The sequence below is a fragment of the Pseudomonas sp. IT-93MI4 genome, from assembly GCF_949767635.1.
Lineage (GTDB): Bacteria > Pseudomonadota > Gammaproteobacteria > Pseudomonadales > Pseudomonadaceae > Aquipseudomonas > Aquipseudomonas putida_A.
The window spans coordinates 150,798-165,065 of record NZ_CATKPP010000022.1; the positions used below are offsets into that span (position 1 = coordinate 150,798).

The 14,268-nt window shown below is 61.2% G+C and carries 12 protein-coding genes; 4 read left to right on the top strand and 8 right to left on the bottom strand.

Annotated elements, in window-relative coordinates:
- Genes ACM6I7_RS12515 through ACM6I7_RS12550 form a run of 8 tightly spaced genes read right to left on the bottom strand, consistent with a single transcriptional unit; the run spans position 1 to position 8,985 of the window.
- Positions 1 to 1,131, bottom strand: coding sequence for a glycosyltransferase family 4 protein (locus tag ACM6I7_RS12515; RefSeq protein WP_414888667.1), 1,131 nt, complete (start codon positions 1,129 to 1,131; stop codon positions 1 to 3).
- Positions 1,132 to 2,262 (bottom strand): glycosyltransferase family 4 protein, encoded by a 1,131-nt coding sequence (locus ACM6I7_RS12520; RefSeq protein ID WP_414888668.1) that lies wholly within the window; start codon positions 2,260 to 2,262, stop codon positions 1,132 to 1,134.
- Positions 2,246 to 3,613: a glycosyltransferase family 4 protein gene (locus tag ACM6I7_RS12525; RefSeq protein ID WP_414888669.1), complete on the bottom strand. Its 1,368-nt coding sequence runs from the start codon at positions 3,611 to 3,613 to the stop codon at positions 2,246 to 2,248. Before ACM6I7_RS12525 ends, ACM6I7_RS12520 begins: the two co-directional genes overlap by 17 nt.
- Positions 3,610 to 4,863 (bottom strand): ABC transporter ATP-binding protein, encoded by a 1,254-nt coding sequence (locus ACM6I7_RS12530; RefSeq protein WP_027610304.1) that lies wholly within the window; start codon positions 4,861 to 4,863, stop codon positions 3,610 to 3,612. The genes ACM6I7_RS12525 and ACM6I7_RS12530 overlap by 4 nt, the downstream gene beginning before the upstream one ends.
- Positions 4,863 to 5,660 carry an ABC transporter permease gene (locus ACM6I7_RS12535; protein ID WP_027610305.1) on the bottom strand — a complete coding sequence of 266 codons (798 nt, stop codon included), beginning with the start codon at positions 5,658 to 5,660 and terminating at the stop codon, positions 4,863 to 4,865. Before ACM6I7_RS12535 ends, ACM6I7_RS12530 begins: the two co-directional genes overlap by 1 nt.
- Positions 5,660 to 7,102: a mannose-1-phosphate guanylyltransferase/mannose-6-phosphate isomerase gene (locus tag ACM6I7_RS12540; protein WP_414888670.1), complete on the bottom strand. Its 1,443-nt coding sequence runs from the start codon at positions 7,100 to 7,102 to the stop codon at positions 5,660 to 5,662. The genes ACM6I7_RS12535 and ACM6I7_RS12540 overlap by 1 nt, the downstream gene beginning before the upstream one ends.
- Before the next feature lie 3 nt (positions 7,103 to 7,105).
- Positions 7,106 to 8,074, bottom strand: coding sequence for a GDP-mannose 4,6-dehydratase (gene gmd / locus ACM6I7_RS12545; protein ID WP_027610307.1), 969 nt, complete (start codon positions 8,072 to 8,074; stop codon positions 7,106 to 7,108).
- A complete protein-coding gene (locus ACM6I7_RS12550; RefSeq protein ID WP_096795454.1) occupies positions 8,071 to 8,985 on the bottom strand; it encodes a GDP-mannose 4,6-dehydratase in 915 nt (304 codons plus the stop codon). Before ACM6I7_RS12550 ends, gmd begins: the two co-directional genes overlap by 4 nt.
- Positions 8,986 to 9,402: 417 nt before the next feature.
- Here ACM6I7_RS12550 and ACM6I7_RS12555 point away from each other — a divergent pair, with 417 nt between their 5' ends.
- The 4 genes from ACM6I7_RS12555 to ACM6I7_RS12570 are packed head-to-tail and all read left to right on the top strand — an operon-like array spanning position 9,403 to position 14,223.
- Complete coding sequence (locus ACM6I7_RS12555) at positions 9,403 to 10,962, top strand: glycosyltransferase (RefSeq protein ID WP_414888671.1); 1,560 nt, start codon at positions 9,403 to 9,405, stop codon at positions 10,960 to 10,962.
- Positions 10,956 to 12,260 (top strand): glycosyltransferase, encoded by a 1,305-nt coding sequence (locus ACM6I7_RS12560; protein WP_414888672.1) that lies wholly within the window; start codon positions 10,956 to 10,958, stop codon positions 12,258 to 12,260. The genes ACM6I7_RS12555 and ACM6I7_RS12560 overlap by 7 nt, the downstream gene beginning before the upstream one ends.
- Complete coding sequence (locus ACM6I7_RS12565; protein ID WP_414888673.1) at positions 12,257 to 13,411, top strand: acyltransferase family protein; 1,155 nt, start codon at positions 12,257 to 12,259, stop codon at positions 13,409 to 13,411. Before ACM6I7_RS12560 ends, ACM6I7_RS12565 begins: the two co-directional genes overlap by 4 nt.
- On the top strand, positions 13,405 to 14,223 hold the full coding sequence (locus ACM6I7_RS12570) for a class I SAM-dependent methyltransferase (protein WP_096795450.1): 819 nt from the start codon (positions 13,405 to 13,407) through the stop codon (positions 14,221 to 14,223). Before ACM6I7_RS12565 ends, ACM6I7_RS12570 begins: the two co-directional genes overlap by 7 nt.
- Positions 14,224 to 14,268: the final 45 nt, after the last annotated feature.

Genomic DNA, 14,268 nt, shown 5'->3' on the forward strand with positions numbered 1-14,268 from the left:
TCAGGCGTAAGACAGGTCTTTCTCTTCGAGCAACTCCTGATACAGCTCGGTCCACTTGCGGCCCATCTCGTCGGCGGTAAACAACTGCCGGTAACGCGCCTCGGCCTTTATGCCCATGGCTGCTGCGCGTTCGGGGTTTTTCCAGAGGCTGCGCATTGCCTCGCGAAACGCCTGAGGGTTGCTCGGCGGCACCACCAGCCCGGTTTCGTTGTGGATGTTGATGTAGCTGGTGCCGGTACCGATTTCGCTGGAGATCATTGGTTTGCCGTACATCGCGCCTTCGAGCAGCGAAATGCCGAACGCTTCGGAACGCAGGTGCGACGGAAACACGATGGCGTAGCACAGCTGTAGCAGGGCGACCTTGTCTTCATCGCCCAGGCGCCCGAGAAAGTGGATGTTACGCAGCCCCAGCGCAGCAGCCTGGGCGTGCAACTCCAGTTCCAGCGGCCCGGCACCGACGATCACCACGGGATAGTCCACGTCCTTCAAGGCGTCGAGCAGGATGTGCAGACCTTTGTAGTAACGCATGACCCCGACGAACAGGAAAAACTTATCCCCAAGCTGCTGGCGCCAGCGATTCATCCGTTCGCTGTCGGCCTGTGGATAACCGGCCTTGTTCAAACCGTATGGAATCACCCGGGTCTTGTTCTGAAACTGCTGCAGCACGTCGCTGGTGTGCAGGTAGTTCGGCGAGGCCGCGACAATCCGGTCGGCGCTGGCGAGGAAGCGGTTCATCAGCGGTCGGTAGAGTTTGAGCAGATGCTTCTGACGAATAATGTCCGAGTGGTAGGTCACCACGCTCGGTTTGTTCATGCCGCTGGCAAAGTGCACCAGGTCCATGAACGGCCACGGAAAGTGATAGTTGACCACATCGGCTTCGGCGGCCAGCTCGCGAAACTGTTTGAACACGCTCCAGGAAAACCCGGTGGAGGCGAACTGAATGTCGAGTCTGGCGCGATGCACTTCGTGTTGACCCAGTTGCACCACCGGCGGGGTCGGGTCGGCGCTGAGTGTCAGCACCTGGCCGTCGATACCGTGATGCGCACCGCTTTCGCACAGCTGAAATATCACCTGCTCGATACCGCCGACCGAGTCAGGCAAGTAGGTTTTGAAAAAATGAAGAACTCGCATTCAACCTCCCATGGCCTGGCGGTAGGCACCGGCCGTGGCCTGTGCGCAGCGCTGCCAGGAAAAAAGCCGCGCCCGCTGCAATCCGGCTTCTCGGCATGCTTGCCAATGCACCTGATCGTCGAGCAGACGGATCAGCGCGTCGCGCAAGCCGTCTGCATTGTCAGGTTCAATATAGTTGCCCGCGTCGCCCGCGACTTCCGGCATGGCCGAAGCGCGGGTGAGTACCACCGGCGTGCCGCTGGCCATCGCCTCCAACACCGGCAGGCCAAAGCCTTCGTATAACGAAGGAAAAATCAGCGCCCGGGCACCGGCCAACAGCTGGGCCAGGTGTTCATCGGGCAAGTAGCCGAGCAGGCACACATGCCCGCTTGCCAATGCCTGGCGCAGTTCGGCGCTGAACTGTTCGCGCTGCCAGCCAGCCATGCCGACGATCAGCAGCGGAAAGCGTTGGCGCACGGCCTCCGGCAGCAAGGCATGGGCGCGCAGGGCCAGCCGCAGATTCTTGCGTGGCTCCAGCGTCCCGACACAGAGGAAATACTCCCGCGCCGTAACGGCATGGGTCTTGAGTACCGGGTCGATGGTGTGTGCGTCACGCGGATGAAAGCGCTCGGCCACGCCCAAGGGAGCGACCACGAAACGTTCAGCGGGCAGGCCGAAACAGCTTTGAGCTTCGTCGGCGATCGCTTGTGAATCGGTGAGGATCACTTGTGCCTGCCGCACGCCGGTAGCCAGTCGGCGCTCGATCTCTTGCAAACGTGCCGGCGGCTGAGTTTCGGGGTAATGCAGGTGCGTCAGGTCGTGCAGGGTGATCACGGTCGGGCCGTCGAAGGCCAGTGGCCACAGACTCGGTTCGTGATACAGATCGATGCCATGCGCGCGCGCCTGATCGAAACGCTTTTGTTCCAGCCAGCGCCGCGCCTGATAAGCCCCGGGGATCTGCCGCAGCAGTGGCGTCAGGCGCGAATAACCGGGCATCGCCGCCTCCGGCAAGGCCGAACTCCAGCCCCAGCCGTGGAACAACTCAATTTCGATATCGGTATCGCTGCGCAACGCATTCACCAACTCGGCGACGTAATGGCCGATGCCGGTGCGCGGTGCCTGCAGGATCCGGGCATTAAGGGCAATGCGCATGCGGCCTCGCTGGCGCCAATGGCGCTTGCACTGCATTGCGTACGGTGCGCTCGGCCAGTTGCGCACTCGCCTCGTGCCAGTCGATCCAGCGCCAGTCCGCCACATCGCGAGCAGCGGGGAATTGGCCACTCTGCAGGAACCGCATGATCAAGTCAGCGAGGCTTTGCGGATCCTGCAAATCGAAATAGGCCATGAATTCGCCGCCGATTTCGCGGAACACCGCAATGTCGCTGCCCATCGCCGGCAAGCCACGCTGCATGGCTTCCACCAGCGGCAGGCCAAAGCCTTCGACAAACGAAGGGAATACCAGCGCACTGGCGTGGGCGTAGGCATGTTCGAGGCTGGTGTCGCTCAAGTCGTTGAACATGAACAGGCGGCGATTCAGTTCGGGATGACTGCGCACCCGGGCGAGCAGGGCGTCGCACTTCCAGCCGATGCGCCCGGCGAAGCACAGACGCGCCGGGGAGCCGGCGGTCCAAGCCCGTTCGAAGGCATCGAGCAGGTATGCGTGGTTCTTGCGCGGCTCAATGGTACTGACCATCAGGAACAGCGGCACCGGTGTATTGAACAGCTGTTGCAGGCGCGGTTCGACGGTTTCCCCGGCGCTGTGCAGATCCAGTTCGGAACCGAGGTGGAAATAATCGAACCAGCGTTTTTCGGCCTGTACCGTGCCGATCCGTTGCTGCAGTTCGGCGCGCACCTGATCGCGTACCGTGGCGGAAATGGCCAGGTAGCCGTCGGCCGTGCGGGTGATCCAGTCGAACCATTCACTGAAGACCTGCACCAGCCGCGTGTCGTAGAACTGCGGGTGGGTCAGCGGTATCAAGTCGTAGATGACCGCGACGATACCGACACCCTCGCGCTTGAGCTGTTCGGCGTGGGAGAAAAAGTCCGAGTGCCAGGACGAATCCAGCAGCACCAGTTGGTCTCCGGGCTGATGCTGCAAGGGGGCACAGCGTTTTGGCAGTTGCTGGCGGTTCATCCGCTCGATCAGCCGCAGGGGTACGCCAAATGCCGCGAAAGCGCTCAGCCGATAGCCGACATACAGCAGGCGTCGTGGGGTTTTTGCCTGCAGGCGGCTGTCGAGGCGCTGATGCCATTGCCAGAAACGGTGCGCAAGGCGTTCCAGTCGTTCGCCGAATGTCGCAATGGCGTTGAACAGCGGCGCGTCCAGCGGGGCCAGGCGCGTGACCCGATAGAGCCGGCCCCTCAGCGAAATGACCGGCAGGCACTCGACATCACCCACCCGCGCCGGCAATTGCTTGATGACGTTGCGCACCACGCGTTGAATACCGGAGTTGATCTTCGGGTGTTTGAAGACGTGGGTGCACTCGACCAAGAGGCGGGTCATGGCGCACGCTCGGTCAGCGCTGTCTCGGTGTGAGGGGTGATCGTCGTCTTGGCATTGAGCCAGGAACAGCCGACGAAATCTTCCTGGCGGTTGTTGATCACGTGAAACACCAGACCGTAATCGCGCCATTCGAAGTTGCGGTCCAGATGCGAGTCCAGGCGCGACAGGCTCAACGATACCGAATAGTTGCCCTTGCCCAGCCCCATGACGAAGGCGAAGCGGTAAGTGAAGCGTTCGCCGGCGCGCAGATCGGTCAGGGCCTTGTTCAGGCGATGGGTGTTGATGCCATACATCATCTGGCCCAGACGATCCTTGAGGATGAAGCCGAGCACCAGCCGTTCAATGTCGCGCCGAACTTCGACCTGCACTTCCAGTACCACTGGCTGGCCGACCTCGGCAGCGTCGATGGCGCGATCGTGTTCGTCCAGCAGGCGCACACTCAGAATGCCTGCCTCGCCGGTGCCGGACACGGTCTGCACTTCGCCGCCGGCGAGCATTTCCTGACGCACGATCTGCCCTTCGCGTTCGGCCATCAGGGCGTTGTAATAGTCGAGCACCACTTCCGGCTTGTCGTACATGGCCATGTGGCCATCCTTGAGCAGGATCGCCGAATCGCAGATCGACTGGATGGCCGAGCGGTCGTGGGAGACGATCAGCAGGGTCGTGCCGGCCTTGCGGAAGCTGCGAATGCGTTCAAAGCTCTTGTGCTGAAAGTAGGCGTCGCCCACCGACAGGGCCTCGTCGACGATCAGAATGTCCGGACGCCGCGCGGTGGCGACGCTGAAGGCCAGGCGCATCTGCATGCCGCTGGAGTAGGTGCGCACGGGGTGGTCGATGGCTTCGCCGATTTCTGCGAAGTGTTCGATGTCAGGCATCAGCGCTTCGATTTCGCCAACCTGCAGGCCCAGCAACTGTCCGGCCATGATCGCGTTCTGGCGCCCGGTAAAGTCCGGGTGAAAACCCATGCCCAGCTCCAGCAATGCCGCTACGCGCCCTTCAATCTCGATTTTGCCGCAGGTGGGTTGAGTGGTACCGGTGATCATCTTCAGCAAAGTGCTTTTGCCCGCACCGTTGGCGCCGACGATACCCACGGCCTCGCCGGGGGCAATCTCGAAAGCGACATCCTGCAGCACCCAATGCTCGCGGTGGCGCACCGGGGAAAACGGGATCAGCCATTCCGCCAGACGGCTCCAGCGTGTCGGATACTGTTTATAAGCCTTGCCCAGGCCCGTTACGCGTATAAGTCCCATCAGAGTTCATCCACCATTTCACCGACGCGCTGGCGGAACAACCGCAGGGCGATCAGACACATCACCACCGCGACGATGAACACCGGTAAAAGCGAGTTCCAGACCGGCCATTGCCCATACAGGAACAGGTTCTGATAGCTGCCGATCAGGCTGGTCATCGGGTTGAGTTGCAGCAGCCGCTGGACCCACTCCGGGAGGATGGTGATCGGATACACGATCGGCGTCAGCCAGAACCAGAACTGCAGGCAGATGGCGAAGAGCTGGCCGACATCGCGAAAGAATACATTCAACACGCCGAGGATCATGCCCAGACCAGCGCAGAACAGCATCTGCAGCGCAATCAGGGGAATCAGCGCCAGGAGCGCCATACCGGGCCAACGCCCGCTGATTAATAGAAATCCAAGGAACAGGCCGATGATGATGGCGAAATTGATCGCCGCATTGCACAGCACGATCACCGGCAGGCAGATGCGGGGGAAGCTGATTTTCTTCAGCAGGTTGGCGTTATCCAGAAACATGGTCTGGCTGCGCAGGGTGATTTCCGAAAACATTCCCCAGGCGAGCAGCCCGGCGCAGAGATAGACACTGTAGGCCATGCTGTCATCCACGCCCGGCAGGCGGGCGCGCATGATGTGAGAAAAGATCACGGTGTAGACGATGATCATCGACAGTGGATTGAACACGGGCCACAAGGCGCCGAGCAGCGAATTGCGATAACGCGCTTGAAACTCTCGCTGTACGCTGCCGAGGATGAATCCTCGATAGCTGTAAAGCGAACGGTACAGGGAAAGCAGCATCAAACCGTCCTGCCGTATTGGTCTTCGAAGCGCACGATATCGTCTTCACCCAGGTATTCGCCGCTTTGCACTTCGATGATCACCAGGTCGATCACGCCGGGGTTTTCCAGGCGATGGCGATGGCCAGCGGCAATGAACGTCGATTCGTTCTTGGCCACCAGATGAGTGCCGGTACCGTTGTTGGTGACCTTGGCCATGCCTTCGACCACCACCCAGTGTTCGTTGCGGTGATGGTGCATTTGCAGCGACAGCTTGCCGCCGGGCTTGACCACGATGCGCTTGATCTTGAAACGCGGGCCTTCTTCGAGCACGGTGTAGGTGCCCCACGGACGACTGACCGTGCGATGCAGACGGTAGGCTTCGTGGGATTTGTCCTTGAGCTGTTTGGCAACGCGTCGCACATCCTGGGCGCGATCGGCATGGGCCACCAGCACCGCGTCGGCGGTGTCGACGATGATCAGGTTATCCACACCGACGGCGGCCACCAGTCGGCCTTCGCTCTGCACGAAGTTGTTATGGCTGTCGATGAACACCGCTTCGCCGCTGGCGCGATTGTTGTCGGCATCGGCCGGTACCAGCGCTGCCACGGCACCCCACGAACCGATGTCGCTCCAGTCGAAACCGGCGGGCACCACCACGACTTTCTCCGAACGCTCCATCAAGGCGTAATCGATGGAGATGTCGGTGATTTCAGCAAACAGTGTCGGCGACAGTTCCTGTTGCAGGCAGCCGATAGTTTCCACCGCGGCGCTGGCCTGCATGCAGGCGCGGGTCTGTTCCAGCAACTCTGGCGCGTGCAATTGCAGTTCGTTGATCAGGGTCGCGGTGGTGAAGCAGAACATGCCCGAGTTCCACAGGAAGTTGCCGCTTTCCAGGTAATGGGTGGCGGTTTGCAGGTCGGGCTTTTCCACGAAACGCTGCACTTTCGCTGCGCCTTTGGCGTCCAGCGGTGCGCCGGTTTCGATGTAGCCGAAGCCGGTTTCCGGGGCGGTCGGCAGCACACCGAAGGTCACCAGATAACCGTCCTTCGCCAGATTGACCGCGTGTTCGACGGCACTCTTGAGTGCGTCCTGGTTGACGATCAAATGGTCGGCGGGCATCACCACCATGATTGCGTTGTCGCCGTGCAGCGCCTGCAGTGACAGGGCCGCTGCGGCAATCGCCGGGGCGGTGTTGCGCCCGGTCGGCTCCAGCAGGAAGTGCCCGCGATGGCGCGACACATGGGCGGCGCAATAGTGATCCTTGCTCTGGAAGTAGTACTCGCGGTTGGTCACCGTGACGATGTCGCCCCAGCCGTCGAGCAGTGCTGCCGCCCGCTGGTAGGTCTTGCCGAGCAGCGACTGGCCGTCGGGCAGGGTCATGAACGGCTTGGGATGGCCCTCGCGGGACACCGGCCACAAACGAGTACCGGCACCGCCGGACAGAATCACGGGAATGAGCATGGCCTACTCCTTGGCGACGCGTTTCATGTCCGCATCCATCATCATGCGGATCAGGGTGTCGAGGTCGGTTTTCGGTTTCCAGCCCAATACGCGCTGAGCCTTGGCCGGGTTGCCGAGCAGCACTTCGACTTCGGCCGGGCGGAAGAACGCCGGGTCGATCTTCACGTAGTCGCGGTAGTTGAGGCCAACGTGATCGAAGGCGATGCGGCACATCTCGCGCACGGTGGTGGTGACGCCGGTGGCGACCACGAAATCGTCAGGCTTGTCCTGTTGCAGCATCAGCCACATGGCTTCGACGTAGTCACCGGCAAAACCCCAGTCGCGTTTGGCGTCGATGTTGCCCAGGGCCAGTTCCTGCTGCTTGCCCTGCTTGATGCGGGCCGCGGCGTCGGTGACCTTGCGGGTGACGAACTCGATGCCGCGCAGCGGCGACTCGTGGTTGAAGAGGATGCCGCTGCTGGCGTGCAGGTCGAAACTTTCGCGGTAGTTGACGGTGATCCAGTGACCGTAGAGTTTGGCCACGCCGTAGGGGCTGCGCGGATAGAACGGGGTGTTCTCGTCCTGTTGTTCGGCCTGAATCAGACCGAACATTTCGCTGGTGGAGGCCTGATAGAAACGTGTGTGCGGGCTGAACTGGCGGATCGCTTCGAGCAAGTGGGTGACGCCCAGGCCATCGACGATGCCGGTGGTCACCGGCTGATTCCAGGAAGCGGCAACGAAGCTTTGTGCAGCGAGGTTGTAGACCTCGTCCGGCGCCGACTGAATGACTGCACGTTGTACCGAGCAGGCATCGGCCATGTCACCGTCCAGGTAGACGATGTCGCCTTCGACGCCCATCTCGCGCAAGCGCCAGCGCGAATCGCTGCTACGGCGTGCTACCAGGCCGTGAACCTTGTAACCCTTGTCGAGCAGCAACCTGGCCAGATATGCGCCGTCCTGGCCGGTGATCCCCGTGATCAGTGCACTTTTCATTGTTGTTTTACTCGCTGCTCCCAGTCGGACAGGATCGCCCGCAGGGATTGTTGTGTGGTGATTGCCGGTGCCCAGCCCGTGGTCTGGACCAGCTTTGCGTGACTGCCGCAAACGCGACGCTGATCGGCGCGCCGCATGCGTGCCGGATCCTGCACCAGTTGCACTTCGACCTGCGCCAGATCGCCCAACTGCTCGATCAGACTGCGGATGCTTTGTTCGCGGCCCGAGCAGATGTTGTAGACCTGCCCGGGTGTGCCTTTTTCCAGAAGGGCGAAATAAGCCGCGATCACATCGCCGACATCGAGGAAGTCGCGCGTGACGTCAATGTCGCCGACTTCCAGTCGTGCTGCCTGCAAGCCTTGCTTGATGCGGTTGATCTGGCGTGCGGCGCTGGCGATGACGAAGCTGTCTTTCTGTCCGGCGCCGATATGGTTGAACGGCCGCGCCACCAGCACCGGCCAGCCCTCACTCAGGCCCCATTGCAGGCTGAGAAACTCGGCCGAGAGCTTGCTCACCGCATAGGGGTTGCGCGGGCAGGGCGGTTGCAGTTCGGTGATGGGCAGGGCGCTCTCGTCGACTTGCCCATAGACGTCGCCAGAGCTGACATACAGGAAGGTCCCCCGAAATCCGCGGGCCTTGAGGGCCTGCAACAGATTGAGGGTACCCAGCAGATTGATCTCGAGCGTACGGGCCGGGTCACGGAAGGCTTCGGGAACGAAGGTCTGACCAGCGAGGTGAATCACCGCGTCGGGCAATTGTGGCCACAGGTCGACGAGGCTCGCCGCTGACGTGAGATCGTAGGGTGCGATGGCAGGCAGCAGTTCCCACGTCGAGTCAGACTGGGACAGACGCGACTGGATATGTTGTCCCACGAACCCACTGAGGCCCGTGACGAACAGACGCTTTTTCAAACAGCGACCCCTTGGTCTTTAACATTCGCCACTTTCCCACAGGCTTTGAGGGGAAGTCTGTCAGGCCGCATGAAAAAGGCCGACAGGACGACAGGCGAAGTCGTTGTTGTAGTTGTTTGTTACCAATCTGTGCCAAATGCTTGGCAATTTCAACAGTGCAAACCGTGACTGGTCAGTTCTCGTCAGAGTAGACGGATTTATTCTCGCCGGGCGGTTCACGAATCCGCGACGGATGTGTTTAGAATGCCCCTCGTCGCGTTCAACAGGGGTTGTTCAGCCCCAGTCAGACCGACCACTAAAAACAAGAACAAAGACGGGCTGGAAGATGCAGGACGAGTGTCGGCATGCCGACCACGATTCAGCGCTTCGCCGTCATGGATTGAAGCAGCCGGGATGGCGGCTTCATCGTGGGATGCCATGAACTTCATTCTTTACTCGGACGTCAACGACCGTTCCATCAGCCAGAGTCTCGGGCGTCCCGAATACAGTTACTACTTCGTGCTCAAGGCTTATCGCCCAGTGCTGGAAAGCCTTGGGCGGGTGCATGTGGTGTCCGCCATCACCGAGGTTGATCCGCTCTTTCGCCAATTGCGCGAGGTGGGCGAAGACAGCCTGTTTCTCTCCTTCACCCCGCCGCAAAATACGCCGACCGATCTTGAGTGTCCGACCCTGTGTGTGGTTGCCTGGGAGTTCGATTCGATCCCGGACGAGATCTGGGACAACGATCCGCGCCACGACTGGACGCAGATGCTGGCCCGACAAGGGCGGGTGATTACTCTGTCCAGCCATACTGCCCGGGCGATTCGCCGGGCGCTGGGCGAGGATTTTCCGGTACTGGTTTTGCCGACACCGTTGTGGGAGAACTTTGCGGCGATTCGTCAGCAGCAAGTTCCGGCGCCGGTCAATCCAGGCACGCCGCTGGCGATCAAGGGCTGCTTTTTCGACAGCCGTACGCTGGCGCTCTCAGCCGATGACCTGCTGCCCAAACCACTGACCGCCGAGCAACTGGCCGCGATCGAGGCACAGCGACCTCCTCCGCTGACCGTCAAACGGCGCCTGGTCATCGCCCGGCACTACCTGCGCCAGTGGCGCCTGGATGCAGGCCGCGAACAGCAACAGCCGCGGGTGAAGTTTCTGCATCACTGGTATTGGGAGGGACTGCGTGATCTTTTCTCACGCAGGGCGCATGCCTGGCTGGAGCGACAGCTGCCGAGTATCGCCGGTCCACAGGCGGTGGCAGTGGTCGAACCGCCGCAGCTGGATCTGCCGGACACCACGTCGGTGGTCGACACCACGGTCGACGGTGTGGTCTACGTCACCGTATTCAACCCCAAAGATGGCCGCAAGAACTGGCATCAACTGATCACCGCGTTTTGCTGGGCGTTTCGGGAAACGGCCGATGCGACGCTGGTATTGAAAATCACCCAGAACGACCTGGCGTCTTACTACAGCGAATTAATGACCCTGTTGGCGCAGCTCTCACCCTTTGCCTGCAGGGTGGTGGTGATGCACGGTTATCTGGATGACGCCCAGTACACCCGGCTTTACGCCGCTGCCAGTTACTACGTCAACGCCTCGCGCTGTGAGGGCCTGTGTCTGCCGTTGATGGAGTTCATGTCCAGTGGCAAACCGGTAATCGCCCCGGACCACACGGCCATGGAAGACTACATCGACGACAGCGTCGCCTTCGTGATCAAGTCCAGCGAAGAACCCGCCATCTGGCCGCAGGACTCACGGCTGATTTACCGCACCCTGCGCCACCGCCCGGATTGGGCTTCGCTGAAACAAGCCTACGAGGACAGCTACCGCATGGCCAAAGACCAGCCGGAGCGGTACCGGCAGATGTCGGCGGCAGCGGTCGAGCGCATGCATGACTACTGCGCTTTTGCCCCCGTGCAAACGCGCATGGCGGAATTTTTCGGGCTTGCACCGCATCCCGCCAATGCTGCGTCAGTGACGGAAAACGCCTCATGCTGATCATCATTCATTCGGAAACCAACCAGCACACCATTGCACAGAATCTGGGGCGCTCGGAGTACAGCTATTACTTCGTGCTCAAGGAATATCGCCCGGTACTCGAGCGTCTCGGACGCGTGGTGGAAGTGGCCGATCCGCTGACCGAAGTCGACGCGCTTTACGAGGAATGCCGCGCCAGTGGCGAGCCGTGCGTCTTCCTGTCGTTCTCGCCGCCCCATCGCACGCCGGTACACCTGATGTGTCCGACTTTGCCGGTGTTTGCGTGGGAGTTCAGCACCATCCCCAATGAGCCGTTTGCCGGTGAGCCGCGCAACGACTGGCGCACGGTGCTGCAGGCTTGCGGAGCGGCGATCACCCATTCCAGCTACACCGTCAACGCGGTGTGCGACGCAATGGACAGCGATTACCCGATCGTCGCGGTGCCTGCGCCGGTATGGGATCGCTTTGCCGCCCGCGGTGCGCCGTTGCAGGGCCAGTCACCGAATGGACCGGTACGGTTGAAGATCAAGGGATTGGTGGCCGACAGTCGCAAACTTGACTTGAACGCATTCGCCCCCCGGCCTTTGCGCACGGGCAAGGGACTCGATTTCCATGCGCCGGTCAGGGAGCAGGAGTTGCTGCTCGACGGCGTGGTCTACACCTCAGTGTTCAATCCCGGCGATGGGCGCAAGAACTGGGAGGACATGCTCAGTGCATTCTGCGTGACGTTCCGCGAGGTCGAGGACGCAACGCTCGTGCTGAAACTGACGCACCACGATGCCGAAGAAGCGCTGAGCGACATCCTCCACCACCTGTACAAGAATCAGTCCTACCGCTGCCGGATCGTGCTGATCTACGGCTACCTCGCGGACGCCGATTATGAGCGCCTGGTGCAGGCGACCCGCTATGTGGTCAACACGTCCTACGGCGAGGGCCAGTGCCTGCCGTTGATGGAATTCATGTCCTGCGGCAAACCGGCGGTGGCGCCGCGTACGACGGCAATGATCGATTACCTGAGTGCCGACAACGCCTTTCTGATCGACTCCACCGACGAGCTCACGGCCTGGCCGCATGACCCGCGCAAGGCCTTCCGCACCCTGCGTTATGTGACTAACTGGACGTCGTTGTGCACGGCCTATCGCGCCAGCTATGCGGTCGCCAAAGACGATCCGCAACGTTATGCACAGATGGCCGCTCAGGCGGTGAGCAGCCTGCAGGATTTCTGCAGTCAGGCAGTGGCCGAGCAGCGGTTGCAGGTGTTTCTGGGGCAGTTGTTCGAACGCCGGTTCGCCTCAGACCCCGAGATGCGCGGGGCATGAACAGCAAGCGGATCATGGACATCGAGGTACTGCGCGCGATCGCGGTGCTCGGTGTGCTGTTTCATCACCTGCAGGGCAGCCTGTTCACCGACACCGTGCCGCTGCTGCAAACAGTCCACCATTGGGCGCAGTCCTGGTGGGGCGTTGACCTGTTTTTTGCGATCTCCGGATTTGTCATCGCCCGCAGCCTGATCCCCGTGCTGCAAGGCTGCACGAGCCGTCGACAGTGCTGGGAGCAGACACGCAATTTCTGGCTGCGCCGGGCCTTTCGTTTGTTGCCCTCGGCCTGGCTGTGGCTGGCGCTGATGTTGCTGGCCTGTGTCTTGCTCAATCGCTCAGGTGCGTTCGGCACGCTGCACGCCAACCTGCAGGCGACACTGGCCGGGGTGTTGCATTACGCCAATTTCCGTTTTGCCGACAGTTTCTTTCAATACGAATACGGCAGCAGTTTCGTCTACTGGAGCCTGGCGCTGGAGGAGCAGTTCTACTTGCTGTTCCCGCTGCTGATTGTCGTGTGTCGCCGACATCTGGGCTGGGTATTGCTGGCGCTGGTCGCGGTGCAACTGTTCACGTTGCGCACCCCCTTGCTGATGGTGGTGCGCACCGATGCCCTGGCCCTCGGCGTATTGCTGGCGATGTGGAGCGCGCAGCCGGGGTATTCCCGTTGGGAACCGAGGTTCCTGCGGCGGCCGTGGGCCGGCGTTACGGTACTGATTGTGCTGGCGATGCTGCTGAGCTTCATGGCCACCGACCGCTTCACGTTCGCCTCTTACCGCATCGGCACGATCGCCGTGCTCAGCGCGCTGCTGGTGTGGATTGCCTCGTACAACCGCGATTACCTGCTGCCGCGCGGAAGGTTGCAACGGCTGATGGCGTGGATCGGCAGCCGTTCCTACGGCATCTACCTGATCCATATTCCGGCCTATCTGCTGGTCCGTGAATTGATCTTCCGCTTGCAGGACGCGGGGCTGCCCAGTCCGGCCGGGCACCCGATTCTCACGGTGCTGATCGCCGGCGGTCTGATCGCGCTGCTCAGCGAATTGAATTACCGATTCATCGAAATGCCGATGCGCAATCGCGGCGCCGCGCTGGTGCGCCGCCTCGGTACGTCGCGAACCGCCGTCCCATCCTCTGGAGCTACCTCATGCTGAGCCTTTTGAAGAAACTCACGGCAACGTCTCCCGCACCGGTTGCTGTGCCATCTGCCGCCGACAAGGTTGATCCGTACATGCTCGGCCTGTACGACGCAAAGCTCAGTGGCTGGTTCAATCAGGAGACCGACGAGCTGTTCACAGGCTTTCGGGTGAGCGCCGATGACACGTTGCTCGATGTCGGCTGTGGCGACGGCGGTAATGTGCATTTCTGCGGCATGCGCGGGGCGAAGATCATCATTGCCGACATCGACGCGGCCAAAGTCGAGGCCACCCGCCAGCGTCTGAGCGATACCCCGGCACGCAGCGTCGAATGCCACGTGACCGACTGCAACCCGCTGCCGATTGCCGATGCCACCGCCACCCGCGTGGTCTCCACCGAAGTCATCGAGCATGTCGACGATCCGGCGCAATTTCTCGCCGAACTGGTACGGGTCGGCAAGCCGGGAGCGCTGTACCTGCTGAGCGTGCCGCATCCCAGCTCGGAAGATTTGCAGAAAGACATTGCCTCGCCGGATTATTTCCAGAAGCCCAACCACATTCGCATCATCAGTGAAGAGCAGTTCAAGGCGATGGTCAATGACGCCGGGCTGGAGATCATCAGCCACAGTCAGTACGGCTTTTACTGGTCGATGTGGATGCTGTTGTTCTGGGAAGCCAAGGTCGAATTCAGTAACCCCGATCACCCGTTGCTCGAGCATTGGGCCAATACCTGGCAAGCGGTGCTCGATTCGCCCCGTGGTGCACAGATCAAGCAGGCGCTGGACGCGGTGGTGGCGAAGAGTCAGGTGATCATTGCCCGCAAGCCTTGAGTGCTTTTGTGTACCCTTGCAGCCTGATGTCTCAGGGATCTGCAA

What these genes read in the sequence shown, in the direction of transcription:
- ACM6I7_RS12565 (WP_414888673.1), top strand. Translation starts at nt 12,257, where the DNA reads ATGAACAGCAAGCGGATCATGGACATCGAGGTACTGCGCGCGATCGCG.
- ACM6I7_RS12520 (WP_414888668.1), bottom strand. Translation starts at nt 2,262, where the DNA reads ATGCGCATTGCCCTTAATGCCCGGATCCTGCAGGCACCGCGCACCGGC.
- ACM6I7_RS12555 (WP_414888671.1), top strand. Translation starts at nt 9,403, where the DNA reads ATGAACTTCATTCTTTACTCGGACGTCAACGACCGTTCCATCAGCCAG.
- ACM6I7_RS12540 (WP_414888670.1), bottom strand. Translation starts at nt 7,102, where the DNA reads ATGCTCATTCCCGTGATTCTGTCCGGCGGTGCCGGTACTCGTTTGTGG.
- ACM6I7_RS12525 (WP_414888669.1), bottom strand. Translation starts at nt 3,613, where the DNA reads ATGACCCGCCTCTTGGTCGAGTGCACCCACGTCTTCAAACACCCGAAG.
- ACM6I7_RS12535 (WP_027610305.1), bottom strand. Translation starts at nt 5,660, where the DNA reads ATGCTGCTTTCCCTGTACCGTTCGCTTTACAGCTATCGAGGATTCATC.
- gmd (WP_027610307.1), bottom strand. Translation starts at nt 8,074, where the DNA reads ATGAAAAGTGCACTGATCACGGGGATCACCGGCCAGGACGGCGCATAT.
- ACM6I7_RS12560 (WP_414888672.1), top strand. Translation starts at nt 10,956, where the DNA reads ATGCTGATCATCATTCATTCGGAAACCAACCAGCACACCATTGCACAG.
- ACM6I7_RS12530 (WP_027610304.1), bottom strand. Translation starts at nt 4,863, where the DNA reads ATGGGACTTATACGCGTAACGGGCCTGGGCAAGGCTTATAAACAGTAT.
- ACM6I7_RS12570 (WP_096795450.1), top strand. Translation starts at nt 13,405, where the DNA reads ATGCTGAGCCTTTTGAAGAAACTCACGGCAACGTCTCCCGCACCGGTT.
- ACM6I7_RS12515 (WP_414888667.1), bottom strand. Translation starts at nt 1,131, where the DNA reads ATGCGAGTTCTTCATTTTTTCAAAACCTACTTGCCTGACTCGGTCGGC.